General features: G+C 57.1%; 10 protein-coding genes. 4 read left to right on the plus strand and 6 right to left on the minus strand.

Annotation, left to right across the window (positions count from 1 at the left end):
- Window positions 1-157: 157 nt before the first annotated feature.
- The 4 genes from csaB to QWT68_RS10235 all read left to right on the plus strand — a co-directional run bounded on the left by csaB (window position 158) and on the right by QWT68_RS10235 (window position 6,087).
- Window positions 158-1,279, plus strand: a complete 1,122-nt coding sequence (gene csaB / locus QWT68_RS10220; protein WP_290148242.1) for a polysaccharide pyruvyl transferase CsaB — start codon at window positions 158-160, stop codon at window positions 1,277-1,279.
- A 3-nt stretch (window positions 1,280-1,282) separates the two neighbouring features.
- Window positions 1,283-2,458 (plus strand): glycosyltransferase family 4 protein, encoded by a 1,176-nt coding sequence (locus QWT68_RS10225; RefSeq protein WP_290148243.1) that lies wholly within the window; start codon window positions 1,283-1,285, stop codon window positions 2,456-2,458.
- A 70-nt stretch (window positions 2,459-2,528) separates the two neighbouring features.
- Entirely contained in the window at window positions 2,529-4,037 is a 1,509-nt protein-coding gene (murJ, locus tag QWT68_RS10230) for a murein biosynthesis integral membrane protein MurJ (RefSeq protein WP_290148244.1), read from the plus strand.
- 463 nt (window positions 4,038-4,500) lie between these two features.
- On the plus strand, window positions 4,501-6,087 hold the full coding sequence (locus QWT68_RS10235; protein ID WP_290148245.1) for a hypothetical protein: 1,587 nt from the start codon (window positions 4,501-4,503) through the stop codon (window positions 6,085-6,087).
- A 247-nt stretch (window positions 6,088-6,334) separates the two neighbouring features.
- Here QWT68_RS10235 and QWT68_RS10240 read toward each other — a convergent pair whose 3' ends face one another.
- From QWT68_RS10240 to QWT68_RS10265, 6 genes are all read right to left on the minus strand, one after another.
- Window positions 6,335-7,447, minus strand: a complete 1,113-nt coding sequence (locus tag QWT68_RS10240; protein WP_290148246.1) for a mandelate racemase/muconate lactonizing enzyme family protein — start codon at window positions 7,445-7,447, stop codon at window positions 6,335-6,337.
- On the minus strand, window positions 7,444-8,601 hold the full coding sequence (locus tag QWT68_RS10245; RefSeq protein WP_290148247.1) for a M20 metallopeptidase family protein: 1,158 nt from the start codon (window positions 8,599-8,601) through the stop codon (window positions 7,444-7,446). Before QWT68_RS10245 ends, QWT68_RS10240 begins: the two co-directional genes overlap by 4 nt.
- 22 nt (window positions 8,602-8,623) lie before the next feature.
- A complete protein-coding gene (locus QWT68_RS10250; RefSeq protein ID WP_040287510.1) occupies window positions 8,624-10,021 on the minus strand; it encodes a YfcC family protein in 1,398 nt (465 codons plus the stop codon).
- Between the two features lie 160 nt (window positions 10,022-10,181).
- Window positions 10,182-11,486 carry a hypothetical protein gene (locus QWT68_RS10255; RefSeq protein WP_290148250.1) on the minus strand — a complete coding sequence of 435 codons (1,305 nt, stop codon included), beginning with the start codon at window positions 11,484-11,486 and terminating at the stop codon, window positions 10,182-10,184.
- 660 nt (window positions 11,487-12,146) lie between these two features.
- Window positions 12,147-14,261 carry an S-layer homology domain-containing protein gene (locus QWT68_RS10260; protein WP_290148251.1) on the minus strand — a complete coding sequence of 705 codons (2,115 nt, stop codon included), beginning with the start codon at window positions 14,259-14,261 and terminating at the stop codon, window positions 12,147-12,149.
- An 88-nt stretch (window positions 14,262-14,349) separates the two neighbouring features.
- Window positions 14,350-15,426, minus strand: a complete 1,077-nt coding sequence (locus QWT68_RS10265; RefSeq protein WP_290148253.1) for a C40 family peptidase — start codon at window positions 15,424-15,426, stop codon at window positions 14,350-14,352.
- Window positions 15,427-15,567: the final 141 nt, after the last annotated feature.

Consider the following 15,567-nt stretch of genomic DNA (forward strand, 5'->3'; position numbering starts at 1 on the left):
AGCGAAGCGATGAGGAGGCTGAGGGCAAGCCCCCGGAAAGCGTCCGCCCGGAACGCAGATCAACACCTTTGGTGTTTATTTTATTGGAAGAAAAGGTTTGATTAGCAGGACGTCCCTTATTAAAAATGTATGTATTGGAACCAAGGAGGAAATTCACTTGAAGATTGTATTGTCCGGGTTTTACGGATTAGGAAATACAGGCGATGAGGCGATTTTGAAGGCGATCATCGATAACTTACGGGCGGAGCTGGACAACCCCGAAATCACGGTGTTCTCACTATCGCCGGAGAAGACGGCGTCCGACCACAGCGTGTCGGCGGTGTACCGCGGCTGGCGCCACGGCAATAAGGAGAAGATCAAGGCGCTGCGGAAAGCGGACCTGCTGATCTCGGGCGGCGGCGGGCTGCTGCAGGACACGTACCCGACGAAGTTCCTCTTCGGCCCCCTCCCCTACTACCTGCTCATCGTACTGCTGGCGAAGCTGTGCGGAACGAAGGTCATGTTCTTCTCACAAGGCATCGGCCCGGTGACGAGCAAGTGGGGCAAGACGCTCATGCAGGGACTCGCGAACAAAGCCGACTTCGTGACGGTGCGCGACGAGTATTCGAAAGAGTACTTGCACAACCTCGGCGTGACGAAGCCGGAGACGGTCGTGACGGCGGATATCGTGTTCGCGTTCAAGCCGGATGAAGATACGTCGGCGTATGACTCGCTCAGTCTGACTGGTGATGAGCGACTCGTCGCGGTGGCGCCGCGCCCGTGGTTTGATCACGAAGACGAGTACATCGAGAAGCTCGCGTGGACGCTCGATGAACTGATCGAGCAGCGCGGCGTGACGCCGGTGTTCGTGCCGATGGAGCCGCCGTATGACACGAATGTGTCGAAGAAAGTGCAGAAGCTCATGAAGCATGCGGATGCGACGAAGATCCTCGGCGAGCAGTTCTCGCCGAACCAGTTCTACAACTTCATCCAGCAGACGGACCTGACGATTGCGCTCCGGCTGCATGCGCTGATCTTTGCGGCGCTGTCGAATGTACCGCACGTCGGCTTGAGCTATGACCGCAAAGTCGAGAGCTTCCTGAAGCGCTCGGGCATGTGGGAGCATTCCTACGAGCTCGGTTCATTCGCGAAGGAAGACCTGCTGGAGAGCGCCTTGTATGCACTTGATCACAGTAAGGAACTGAAAGAGATGATGACGCCGAACGTTGAGACCTTACGGCGCGAGGCGATCCGCAACGTCGATCTGCTGCGGGAACAGTTTTTGAATGGAGGCCGTTAAGCGGTGAAAATACTACTTGCAACAGTCTATGATTATCCACACTTGGGCGGGCTGTCGACCCACCTGACGACATTGAAGGCGGGGCTCGAGTCGCGCGGCCATGAGGTCGACGTCGTGTCGTTCTCCGACGTGCCGAAATGGAAGCGCGACGGCATCGTGCGGGGGCCTGCATTTTTATTGAACAAAATGAAACAGGGCAAAGGCTACGTCTGGACGCTGAAGCGGCGCCAGGACGAGCTTGCGATCCTGATCAAGGATGCCGTCTCGAAGAAGGATTACGACGTCATCAATGCCCAGGACGTCTTCACGACGTTCGCAGCGCTCGAGACGAATGTGCCGGTCGTCAGCACGGTGCACGGCTACCTGACGTTCGAGGGCATCTCGAAAGGGACGCTCATCGAAGGGTCACCGGAAGCCCGTGAGCTGCAGGAAGCGGAGCGCAGAGGCTACAAGGCGACACGTGAAGTGATCACCGTCGATACGCGCATCAAGGAGTACATCCTGAAAGAGACCGGCGTGACGGGCAACATGATCAAGAACTTCATCGACGTGGAGTCGTTCAAGCCGGAAGTCGAGCGGCGTGCGGAGTTCCGGGATACATACGGCTTCTCGCAGGACGAGCTGATCTTTTTCGTGCCGCGCCGCCTGACGAAGAAGAACGGGGTCATCTACCCGATCCTGTCGCTGCCGGCAGTCGTCGAAAAGTTCCCGAACGCGCGCGTCGTGTTCGCGGGGACGGGCGAGATGATGGAACCGATGAAGCAGAAAGCGGCGGAGCTTGGGGTTGCCGATCACGTGACGATGCTGGGCGCGGTCGATCACTCCGTCATGATGCAGTATTACGCACTTGCGAATGTCGCGCTCGTGCCGTCGATCTACTCGGCGGGTGTCGAGGAGGCGACGTCGATCTCGGCGCTTGAAGCGATGGGCTCCGGCGTGCCGCTGATCGCGTGTGCGGTCGGGGGCTTGAAGGAAATCGTCGACAGCGGCAAGGACGGGCTCTTGGTGGAAGAGCAGAACGTCGAACAGCTGAGTGACGCGATGATCAAGCTGCTGGAAGACCCGGCGTACGGCGAACAGCTTGCTGCGGCGGGCCGCGCGAAGATCGTCGAGGAGTACTCGCACTTCGCGGCTGCTGAGAAATATGAAGCGATCTATTTGAAAGCACTGAAACATTGACCGCGAAGCTCCCTGGTGTTTTGTCAGGGAGCTTTTCGCAGTTTATGATCCGAGATGTGGGAGGACTACTATGGGCAAGTTAAAACAGGCGGCGCTGTGGACGGCGGTGCTCGCCCTCGTGCTGAAGCTGTCGGGATTGTTCCGGGAATCGATCGTCAGCACGAAATTCGGGGTGTCGCACGAGACGGATGCGTATTTCCTCGCATTCCCGTTCATCACCCTCGTCGTTGCGATGATTTCGACGGGCTTCAACAACGTCTTTTTACCGATGTATATCAAGAACCGGAAGTCCGGCGATACGGGTGACCATAATGCGAATGCGCTGCTGAACTGGACGATGATCCTGTTCGTCGGCATCAGCTTCGTCGGCTGGTTCGGCGCTCCGTACTTCCTGCCGCTGATGTACGGCAAGATGTCGGCCGAAATCGCGGCGATCGCCGTACCGATGACGCAGGTGTTCTTCGCGTTCATGACGGTGATCGCTTTGAGCGGACTTTTGGATTCGTATTTGCAGTCGCGGCGGATCTTCGTGCCGTCGCAGATGTCGAAGCTGCTCGCGACACTGTTCTCGGTGATCTTCGCAGTGCTGTTCAGTGAACAGTGGGGCATCTTCTCCTTGGCGTACGGGTTCATCTTCGGGACGATCCTCGGCGTCATCGTGCAGCTGTATTACCTGTTCCGGTCGGATTACAAGTATCGTCTCGAGTTCAAGATGGATATCAAGTTCCGGAACGCGTTCCTTTTGCTGATTGTTCCGTCGCTGCTGAACTCGGTCGTCGGCCAGGTGAATTTCTTTGTGAACAAGGCGTTCGCGTCCGGGATCGATGGCGCGGTGACGTATTTGAACAACGCGTCGCTGATCATCAGCATCCCGAACGCGATCTATGCGACAACGCTTGCGGCGATCATCTTCACGCTGATGAGCGAGCAGACAGAGGACCGGGCGAAGTTCAAGGAGACGCTGTTCCGTGGGATGGAAATCTCGCTCGTGACGCTGCTGCCGATCGCGGCGGGGCTGTTCGTCATCGGGGACTCGGTGATTGCGTTCATCTACGAACATGGGAAGTTCACGGCGGCGGATACGGCGAAGACGCACGTCGCGCTCATGCTGTACTTGCCGGTCGTCGTGTTCCAGGGCATGCAGCTCATGCTGTCGAAGTCGATGTATGCGCGCGGCAAGACGGCGGTCGTGTTCCGGATCAGCGTGACGACGATTTTAATCAACTTCCTGAGCAACTGGCTTTTGGTCGACCGGTTCGGCTACCCGGCGCTCGCGGTGGCGACGTCGATCGTGAGTGTGTACTTCTTCACGGTATCGATGGTTGTCGTGTACCGCGATCTCGGTTCTGTTGAGCTTGCGCGGTTCGGCCGGATGGTGCCGCGGGTGCTGGTTCCGACGGTGCTCATGGGGGCTGTTGTGTGGATTGTGAAGGCGTTTGTCGGTGTGGGGTCATTGGGTGCGATTCCGCAGCTGGTGATTCTGGTGCCGATCGGTGCTGTGATGTATGTGGTTGGCGTGTTTGTGTTTTACCGCGCTGGGTTTAGGCGGTTTGTTGGGCTGCTGCGGCGGTCGAAGTGACGGTGGCTTGGTTTGCCCGCCGGGGGACAGACTGCTGCACCATTCGCGTCCTACCGCGAATTGGGCGGCAGCCTGTCCCCCTATGAATGGAGTAGCCGGTGGATAGCGGGATAGCCCCGCAAACACGGTGCTGTGGTTTTGGCACGTTTGGGTTCGGCCGGATGGTGCGCGTGGGGAGCATGTCCGTTCCACCCGGGATACCGGTGCACGTCACAATTCGCGGAAGGACGCGAATGGTGTCGTGCAGCAGGTACCCTGGAGGAAGACAACCCTGGGGAGCGTGCAGGTGCCCTGGAATGCCCGCCGGGGGACAGACTGGTACACCATTCGCGCTCCTCAGCGAATTGTGTGGCAGCCTGTCCCCCTCTGAATGGGGTTGCCGGTGGATAGCGGGAGAGCCCCGCATACATATGACGATGGTTTTGGCACGGAAAGGATTTTATCGTAAAGGAGTGGGTGTTCAGTGAAGAAGTGGTTGGTTGCGGTTGTGCTGGCGCTGCTGGTGCTCGGCGGTGTGGGGGCCGTGTTCGTGAAGGGGACGAAGACGGAGCAGGTGCTGTCGACGGAGGCGATCCGGGTGGCGGTGGAGATGCCGCGGCTGGTGACGCTGTCGTATAAAAAGGACGAGGAGCGGACGACGGAGGATGCGGAGGAAGTGACGCATGTGTATTCCGTGCACCGGTTCGGAAAGCGGATCGGGACGTATGAGCTGACGGAGCGGACGCTCGGGAACGGAGCTCGGTTCGTGTTCGAGCGGCTCGCGAACGACAGCCGGTTCGGGGTGACGCTGAAGACAGCGTACCATTTCAACGGATCGGATGATGTTGTTGCGACGGAGTGGAATCCGCGCAAGGTGGAGCATCCGCACCACGATACGTTCGGGACGGATCCGACGGTGAACCCGTACGGCCGGCTGACAATCAAAGACAATGCAATTGCGGAAGCGGTAGTCGGGTATTCATTCACCTCGAAGGAATTGCTGAAGAAATATGACGTCGGCGAGAGTAAGCTGCGGGAGCTCGGGTCGGAAGTGCAGGATGTGACGATGCTGCCGGATGGGTTTGTGCGTGGGCTGAAGGCGGGCGGTGCCGGGGTCGGCGAGTCGTGGATGCTGCTGTCGGAGTCTCCCCTGTTCACGGAGGTTGAGGAAGAGAATGAGTGGGTCGATTTTGCGCTCGAGAACCAGTTCTCGCAGCTGAACTGGCTGACGAAGGACGGGCCGTACACGAAGCTGCCGTTCTCGATCGACCCGGCGACGAAGATGGGCTACGGCCGGGTGATCGGCCGGATGGAGGATGATGTGGCACTCGACTGGTACGGCAAGTCGGGGTCGAAGTTCTTCGAGGACATGGTGCGCAATTCGCGGGTGAACCTGCTGAATTACATCGCGGAGTTCGGCGGTACGCGCTGGCCGACGGAGTATACGAGTGCGTGGCTGAACAACGCATACGGCATCAAGGCGCCGTATGTGGATACGCGGTATAACGAGTATGTGGCGTTCTTCCTGGAGGAGACGGCGGCGGCGTTCGACGGCGATCACAGCGAGATGCGCCAGTACGTGCCGGTGTACGCGGACTATTTGCTGTCGCGGGTGGAGAAAGGTGAGATCATCGAAGCGGGTGACGGATTCCTGATCATCGATTATTTCGATGAGGACCCGGAGACGAAGCTGCCGCATGCGTCGCTGAACCATGAGCTCGGCGGGCTGAAGATTCTGCTGACGGCGTATGGGCAGACGGCGGATAAGAAGTACTTGGAAGCCGCGAAGTCCGTGATGGCGGGCATCGAGGGGTTCGGTGCAGATGAGGGCGGCTGGATCCGAGATACTGGCGATCTGTGGTACCAGGCGCGGCCGGATGGTACGTTCTCGGGCGATGATTACCCGCAGCTGACGCTGGTCGATCTCGTGGAGACGCAGTCGCTGCTGGAGGAGATGGAGCTCGGGCGGAATGCGTATTTTGATAAGCTGATTGATTCGAAGATCAGTTATTTGCGGTTGCAGGGTGAGGAATTGATTGAGAAAGTGACGAAGCATTTGAAGCAGGGGTGATGTGGCCCCTGTTTTTTTGTGGGGATTTTTTGGGGATGTAGCGGTTGGTGGGCGGAATGGATCGCTTTGGCAGTGGTATTGAGCGGTTAGCGGGAGAATGGAGCGGTCTGACGTTGGAATGGATCAGTTAGCGCGGGAATTGAGCGGTTCTGCGTGGGAATGGAGCGGTCAGTGATGTGGCTCCCCTTCCCCATTCCGTAAACCCCTCCTGTCAGGTTCACAGGAGGGGCAGCGCGACTTCTTTTCGTTATTGTTCAATGACGTCGTGGGTGTATGTCAACTCGGTCAACGTCGCTTCATCGATGTTGAGGCCCAAGCCCGGGGTTTCGCTCAGCCGGACGAATGGCAGGTCGATGTCCAAGCGGGCGATGTCTTTGCTGAACATGAGCGGTCCGACGAGTTCGTTTGTCTGGATACCTTTTTTGGCGGTCGCGAGGTGCAGGCCGGCAGCTGAGGCGACGGCGGATTCGACCATCGAGCCGATCTGGCACGTGAAGCCGGCGAGCTCCGCCTGGTGGACGAGCTGCATGGCGCGGTACAGCCCTCCGCATTTCATGAGCTTAATGTTCATCATGTCGGCGGAACGTGTGGCCGTCAGTTCGTACATTTCCTTTTGACCGTGGAGCCCTTCGTCGATCATGACCGGAATGGCCGTTTTTTGTTTGATTTCCTTCAGGCCGTGCATGTCGGAGGCGATGACCGGCTGTTCAATCCAGTCGATCCGGCAGTCTTTGATCTGGTCTAGCACTTGCATGGAGGCTGCGCTCGTTTCCCAACCTTGGTTTGCGTCGACTTTGATGGCGATCTGGTCGCCGACGGCTTGCCGTACTGCCCGGATGCGCTCGATGTCCAGCTGGCTGTCGGTGCCCACTTTCAGCTTGAGGATCCGATACCCTTCGTTCACCGCTGCTTTCGCTTCGGCCGCCATTTCCTCAGGCGGAAGGATGCTGATCACTTTCGGGAACTCCAGCTGGTCATGATATCGCCCACCGAGCAGGTTGAATACCGGTTGCCCGGACGCTTTGCCCATCAGGTCGTAGCAGGCGATGTCGATGGCGGCCTTGGCAGTCGTGGCGCCGTAGATGGCCTTGTCCATCCGGTCGTGGATCCGTTCCAGGTCGAACGGGTTCATGCCAATCACGGATGGAGTGATCGTATTCACCAGGATCGCCCGGACCCCTTCCCACGTTTCACCGGTGACATGCTCATCCGGTGTCCCTTCCCCGTAGCCCGTCAGGCCTGTGTCCGTATGCAATTTCACAAAGATGGACGGCATATCCTTATACGTATGGTAACTGATGATGAACGGTGTCTTCAGCGGCAGGCGGACGGCGAACACTTCGATCGATGTGATTTTCATGACTGCCCCCCCATGTACGCCAGCATACTTTCAGTGAACAGTTCGACGCCGATGGCAAGCATGCTTTCATCAATATCGAATTTCGGATGGTGGTGTCCGTATGGGCGATCCGCCTGTCCGATTCCAAGGAAGATATAGGAAGCCGGGATTTCAGTTGAATAATAGGCAAAGTCCTCGCTGCCCATGATGCCATCAATACGTGTGACCTGCCCTTCCCCGAACAGCTGTTTCGCCTGCTGTTCCATGAACGCGATGAGACCGGGATCGTTGTCGAGTGGCGGGTCGCCGTGCTGGTAGTTGAGCTCGAAGGTGGCTCCATACGCCTGGCAGACCCCGTCGATGATAGTGTGCAGCCGTTCTCTGATATGCTGGGAGGCTTCTTTATGGAAATAGCGCACTGTCCCGGACGCATACGCACTATCCGGGATGATATTGTAATTTGACCCTGCGCGTAATTCGCCGATACTGAGGACGGCTTCTTCGCTCGGACTGAGGCTTCTACTGATTATCGACTGGATCTGCAGGATCACGGCCGACATGGCGAGCGTCGAATCGATCGTATCCTGCGGCATGGACCCATGCCCACCCTTGCCTTGTATTGTGAAGGAGAACCGGTCAGCGCCCGCCATTGTCGCGCCTTCGCGCACACCGATGATGCCGGCGGGGATCGGCTGCCACAGATGGTAACCGAATATGGCATCGATGCCATCAAGCAGGCCGGCCTCGACCAATTGAGTTGCACCGCCTGGCAGTTCCTCCTCGGCATGCTGGAATAGGAACAAGATCGTGCCTGCCAGGTCATCGGTGCGGTTTACGAGCTGTTGGGCCACGCCGAGCAGGATGGCCATGTGCCCGTCGTGCCCGCACGCATGCATGACGTGTTCATGCTTGGATGCAAAAGGCAGGCCGGTCTGTTCCTGGATCGGCAGGGCATCCATGTCCGCCCGGATGATGACGGTCTTTCCTTCCGATTTGCCGCGCAGAATACCAATGATATCCTTGCCGGTCATGCTGTATGTGTCGAGTCCCATGTTTTCGAGCTGCTGCTTCACGTATTCTTTTGTTTCAGTTTCTTGGTGGGAAAGCTCCGGATGGGCATGCAGATATCGCCGCTGCTGGACAACCCATTCGGCTGTTTCTTGCTGTATCGTCATTCTGGAAGCACCTCCGTATTGGTTATGAGTAGTTGATCAGATGGGCGATAGTTACAAATATCGCACCGAGCGTGTAATGGATCAGGATGAGCGGAAAGATCCACTTCAGCCATTTCGACCAAGGGATCCGTGCAAGGGCAAGTCCTGCCATGAAGTATCCCGATGTCGGCGTGAAGATATTGGAGATCCCGTCACCGAACTGGAAGGCAAGAACAGCCGTCTGGCGTGTGACGCCGACAAGATCGGAAAGCGGTGCCATGATCGGCATCGTCAGTGCTGCCTGCCCGCTCCCTGAAGGGATGATGAAGTTCAGCAGACACTGGATCGCATACATGCCCACTGCCGCCAAGGTCGACGGCATCTCACCGATGGTCGATGAAAACGCATACAAAATCGTGTCCATTATCCCGCCTTCCTGCAGGATGACGAGGATGGCATTGGCAACGCCGACGACCAGCGCCCCCATCACGAGCACTTTACACCCTTCGATGAACGCCTCTGCAATTTCGTCGAGCTTCATGCGTCCGACAAGTCCCATCGAAATCCCCATCAGCAGGAACAGCCCCGAGATTTCCGTCAGGTACCAGCCGAACTGGATGACTCCGATTGCCAGACCGACCAGGGACGCGAGAAGGATTAGGAAAATGATCTTATGCCGCCCGGTCATTTCCTCGATACTGCCTGCCGGCTCGATCGGTTCACCGATTCCATACACGAGACTCTTCGTCGGGTCCTTTTTGACTTTCAAGGCATACCGCATGACATACCAGATACTGATCGATAAGAAGATCACCCAGAATATGATCCGCAGCCAGAGGCCGGAGAAAATGGGCAGCCCTGCAATCCCTTGGGCCACCCCCACCGTGAACGGGTTCATGAATGCCGCCGTGAAGCCGGCTGACGTCCCCAGCAGGACAATGGCCGCCCCCACGATGGAGTCGAAACCGATCAGCACCATGAGCGGAACGAGGATTGTAATATAGGGGATTGTCTCTTCTGCCAGGCCCAGCATAGCTCCCGACAGTGCAAAGAATGTCATGAGTATCGGAATCATCCAATACTCGCGGCCCGCCATCTTTTTCGAAATCGTTCCGACAGCCGCGGAAATTGCACCGGTTGCATGCAGGATTCCGAACGATCCGCCGACGATGAAGATATAGAAGATGATTCCAGCCGTATTCTGCATCCCTTTGTGGATCGACTGGAAGATTGCCAAGAACCCGGTTGGCGTCGATTCGACCTGATGATAGGTCCCGTCTATTACGATGGTCCGGTCACTGTCGTCCACCAACGTGTCATATTGTCCTGCCGGCACGATGTAGGTGGCTATTGCCGCTAAGATGATGACGATGAATAGAATGACAAAGACGTGAGGCACGTGGAACTTCCATTTCTTTTTAGCTGACTGATCCTGTTTCATTTGATTCCCTCCCTTTCAGCTTCTATATGTCGGTATATGGACGCTAACTTTGTTTATTATACTAAAGAAGGAGAAATCAAATGTCAATATATTTTTAGATTATTTTAAAAATAACGTTAGACAAGACTTGGGATCGCAGTCCCTTCGGAGGGTGTGCAGATTACCCGCCCGAAGGGAATTCCAGTTGATAGACCGCACGCGGACGTCCGTTCCGATGGGGCTGTTCCTCTCCCACGATGTGCAGCCAGCCGACGTCCATGTATTTTTTCAGCATCCTTTCGGCACTCCGTTTCGTCAGCTGGAAGTAGTCCGCTATATCGTCCGACGTGAAATGGCTGTCGGCTCGCGCTTGCAGGAACCGCTGCATCTTGACGAGATTCGGGATACTGACTTTCGCCGTGTTCGCCAAAAAGCGGATATGACTGTCCGTGGTGGAAAGAGTCCGGACCTGCTGCCTTTCCAACGGATCGATCACTTCATGGTTTTCGGTCATCAGGAAGAAGGCGTGGTGGCCAGGCTTGCAATGCGATAACGCAATTGTTGCATTCTTCTTCGCTTCCGTGATTGTCATCCCGAACCCGGCTCCCGCCTGAAGGGTAGCAGACAGATTGTCCGCAGCGGAGATGACCGGCTGCAGCAGACTGGATTGGTTCAGCAGAAACTGGATGCTCCCTTTCGTTCCGAAGTATTCGAACGACAAGGGACCGACCTGTTGGATTTCAGCATTTACCTGCCGGGAAGCTGTCTGCATGGCTTTCCGGATGGGCGTTAGCTTGGCTGTCGCATCTTCCTGCAGTGTGTCCCCAGAGACCGTGATTAGACAGACAGCCACCTGGGCGAGTCGTGTCTTCTGTAAGACCCCTGCCTGTTCGGCACGCAGGAGGACATCTCTCACCGTGCTGTCCGCATCAATGAAACGCAAGCAGGGAATCCCCTGTTCCACCAGACGATCATAGACGGAATGGATGCTGGTGACCGCCAATGAGGTCTCTCCGGTGTTCCACAGGTCCGAATGGAATGTGAGGATTGGGTCTGCGTCGAATTGCGGGCATTTGGTCGTTTTGAGCCAGTCGAAATCCTTGATGTGGACGGGGGCCGGGTCCAGGCGCAGCTGGCGTACGATGTCATCCACGTAGCGGCGGTCAGGTAAATCGATGGACAGCTTGTCTAGCGGACATAGATTCTGCGACAGAATATGAAGGAGTGTAAGAGATACGTTCAGCTCATTATCCTCCATGTAGACCGCTGGCTTATCGAATTTATCGAGCAAACATTCCGCATGGCGGTAGGGGAGAATGCCCGAGAACAGATACACGTCGCATGCTTCCGCTTGTGGAAGGAGTGTTTCCAAATCATCGACGGAGGTGTATCTGAATTTTTCTAGTTGGACGCTCTTCATTGCCGCTTCGAACGTTGTAATGAGCTGAATTGTTTCAGAAGAGCCGAATACTGCGATTTTCACCATCTGCATTGTCACCCCTGGCTGGATTTTCAGTATGTACGGCCGCCTGCTTGCTGGCGGCCTTTCTCTTATCCTATCATAGCGGAAGGTGCTGTAAAACTCGGGAGGAAAACACTGCAGGAAGCCGCGTTGTTTTAAAGTTTTCACGTGGCCTCTCACAGAAAGGGGGCTTGAGGAATGGAGCGGTATGGAAGCAGTATTGAGCGGTCACTTGCTTGAGCTTTTCGCCCCCTGGTTGAGCGTTGAAGCACGAGATTTGAGCGGTCAGCGAGGATACCCCCTTCCCCCACCACCCCACAGGAAATGCGGAGCGGCAGCGGAGCCGACCATTCAGCGGGGTTGACGAGCGGAATGGCCGCGAGGATTGGGAAGATGCGGGGCACAGCGGCGGCCGCGGGAATGTAGTTGGCTTGGGGAATGGAGCGGTCAGCGAGGGGCTTTCCCACTCTACCCGGGTGTCGTGCAGCAGGCACCCTGGGGAACGGGCGGGTTCGTATGCGGAATGGGCGGGTTGCCCGCGGGAACGGGCGGGTCGCGTGGCGGAATGGGCGGGTTCCTCTGCGAAACAGGCGGGTTGCCCGCGGGAATGGGCGGGTTCGTATGCAAAACGGGCGGGTTGCCCGCGCGAAAAGCCCCGTGCGGCTGCACGGGGCTTTCGATTGATCAGTTATTGACGATGGTGACGACGTCGCTGCTGATGTAGCCGGATTTGGCTTTGGCGTCGTCGCTGAAGACTTCGTACCATGTTTTGCCGTCGTCGCCTGTTACGGAGCGGATGACGGTGAGCGGGTAGCCGAGGGACAGGCCGTTGCTGGTTTTCTGGTAGATGCCGTTGTAGCGGCTTGTGTACTTGAACAGGATCGGTGCGTTCGTGCTTGGGGCGGTCCGGACGTTTGTCGGGACCTCCAGCTTTGTGAACGCGAACTGTTTGTAGCGGCCGTAGTCCTTGCCGCCTGCTGCTTTGTCCAGCTCATACATGTGCGCGCCGGCTTTCGCGCCCCATGTCGGGTCGGACGCGTAGTTGACGTTGAAGCCTGTCGTTTTATTGCCGAAGGCTGCGCCTTGTGCGCGGTCGAGTTTGTTGGCCGGGTCCATGTAGTTCGGGTTCAGGAAGTCCTTGACGAGCGCGACGGCACTGTCGCCGGGCTTCTTGAACGTCCCTTTGTCCGGACAGAGTTTTGTCAGCGAGTCATATTTGTACAGGCCGAACAGGTTGTTGCACGTCTGCGCCGTTTGACTCATGCCGTAGTCGCCTTCGTGCACGGCGAGGGATAGGATGAGCAGTGCATTGACGTTGTAGTCGTCTTCGAGCTTCTTGAATTCCTTGCCGAGTCCGACGAGCTTGGATTTGGTCGCTGCGTCTTTGTAGCGGCCGCCGTATTTATCGGCACGCTCTTTCAGCACTTTGCTGATGAGCGCGTCGAGTTCTTCACCTGTGTAGCTCGTCGTCGACCGGGCGGACAGGAACTGGAAGTACGGCAGGAAGGTGCCGGCGAATCGCTGGTTCGTGTCATAGAAATGGACGCCGTCCGGGCTGTAGTACGTACCGTTCTTCTGCAGGAAGTCCGGTGCGAGCTGGACGTAGTAGCTGGCCGATTTCTTCGTCATATAATTGTACGTATGGTGCGTCAGTGTCCCCCACTGACTCACGGTGTAGTGGTCGCGGTCCGTGACGAGCTGGATCGGGATCAGGTCGGTTTCCGAGTGCTTGACGTACCCTTCCGTCGCGCCGACCTGGACGTTGATGTACTGGTCGTTCGAGCCAAGGTACTTCATTTCCCGGCCCTGCTGGATGTAGGTCGCTTTCTTTTTGAAGTCCTTATCGAAATAGACGATCGTGTTTTCCACTGCACCGGCCTTCGATGTGTTGTCACCGAATGCGAAGCCGCTGCGGACGCGGATGATCTCGTTGCCGCGGTACATCGCCTGGATGGTTTTATCGCTGTTGAATTCATTTGCCGCATCCAGGTACTCTTTGTAGCCTTTCGACTGCTTGACGAGCTTGCCGTTCGAAATGGTCGCGAGGTAGTAGTCTTTCGTGACGACCGGCGGTTCCGGAGTCGGCGGGACCGGATCCTTCGGGTCTTCCGGCACCGGCGGCTGTTCCGGTGTTTCCGGGATCGACGGCAGCGACGGCGGCTCGTAGGCGTCGACCGCTTTCAGGTAGCGGCTGATGAAAGCTGCGGCCTGTTCGCGGGTTGCGTTCGATTTCGGTTCGAAGCGCATGGAGCCGTCCTTGTTCGGGATTCCGCTGATGATGCCGTAGCGGATGTTGTAGTAGGCGGCACGGATGCTGCCGGACGACTGGAACTCCTTGACGTCGGTGAAGTCGATGCGTGTTTCCTGGAGCACCATTTCACTGTAGTTCAGGACGTTCATCATCGTCAGGGAGACTTGCTCGCGTGTGATCGGCGCATCGGGCTTGAAGATGCCGCCGCTGTAGCCGCCCATGATGCCGGCCTGCTGGACACGGTAGATGTCTTTGGCGAGTTTGCTGTTCTTTGGGACGTCCTGGAAGCTGCCGGCTGCTTCGGGCAGTTTCAGGGCGCGGGCTATGAACGCGGCGAACTGGCCGCGGGAGACCTGTTCGGTCGGGCGGTAGGTGCCGTCATCGTAGCCGGAGAGGATCCCTTTGTCGATCATTTCACGGAGTTCCTTCTCGAGTGTGCGGCCTGAGAGTTCATCGGCGTGTGCTTTCGTCGCCGGGATGACCAAAGAGAGAAGCAGCAGGAATGCGGTGAGCACGGCTGCGAGTTTTGCGGTGATGCGTGTGTTCATAAGGTGGTGCCTCCTTCTGGATGAATGGTTGGTTCTTCACAAAGAAATGCCGCCCTGCATGTGGAATCCGGGGCGGCATTTTGTTGTCTTACTGGATATTGCCGACGCTGTAGAGCGCTGCAGAGAACTGGGCGCGTGTGGCGTTGGCGTTGATGGAGAAGTTCTGTGTCTGGAAGACGGAGGTCTTGTCCATCTTCTTGAGTGCGCTAATGGCTCCGGCTGCACGGTATGTGACCGGCACGTCGATGTACGGCGGTGTCGTCAGGCTCGATGCCGTCTGGCTCATGCTGAAGGCGCGGTCGAGGATGATCGCGAGCTGCGCTTTCGTCAATGGGTCGTACATGCCGAACGTGCCGTCTTCGTAGCCGCTCAGGATGCCCGCGTCGCTCATGGCGGAGATGTCTTTCGCGAACGCGTGGTTCGCCGGGACGTCGCTGTAGCTGAGCGGGAAGCGCGGACGCAGCTTCAGCACACGGTTGATCATCGTGGCGGCTTGTCCCCGTGTCACTTGCGTGTCCGGCTGGAACGAACCATCCTTGAAGCCGCTGATGATTTCGTGCTTCGTCAGTGCTTCGATTGCGTCGAATGCAGGGTGCTTGACCGCGACGTCGCTGAATGAGGCGGACGGCTGTGGCGCCGGAGCTGGTTTTACCGGTGCCGGTTTCGCTGGCGCTGGTGCCGACGGCTTTGCAGGTGCAGGTGCTGCAACCCCTGTCACCCGCTTGGCACCGACATATTTCGGCGCCCAATACGGGTGCGTGTCCAGGTTCGCGATGCCGACACCGCCGGTTTTCGCGGAGAGGAAATCTCCGTTGCCGATATAGATGCCGGTATGCGAGATTCCCTCTTTGTATGTATTTTCAAAGAATACGAGATCTCCCGCGCGCAGATCGCTGCGCGGTACGGCTGTGCCGACGTTGTATTGGGTTTCCGATGTGCGCGGCAGACTGATGCCGAACTGCTTGTAGACGTAGAGGATGTAGCCCGAACAGTCGAAGGCATCCGGTGTGGAGCCGCCGAACAAGTATGGCACCCCTTCGAATTTCTTCGCATAGGCGACGATGCTGCTTCCCGAGACGGCCGCGCTGCTCTTCTGCGGCAGGACAGTGAAGACGCTTGCAATTGCTAGCACAAAGGCCAAAAACACGACGATTCGCTTTTTCATCTCGCACCTCGATTTAGGATGATGGACTGCTTCTATGTACCTTACAAACTAGTAATGTTTACTTGCTTCTATGGTAACAGAAAAGGTTGCATGCTTATATTACAGTTTCATTACAAGTGACGGAATTGTGTCTATTTTGAT

The sequence above is a fragment of the Sporosarcina trichiuri genome (assembly GCF_030406775.1).
In the GTDB taxonomy this organism is placed as follows: domain Bacteria; phylum Bacillota; class Bacilli; order Bacillales_A; family Planococcaceae; genus Sporosarcina; species Sporosarcina trichiuri.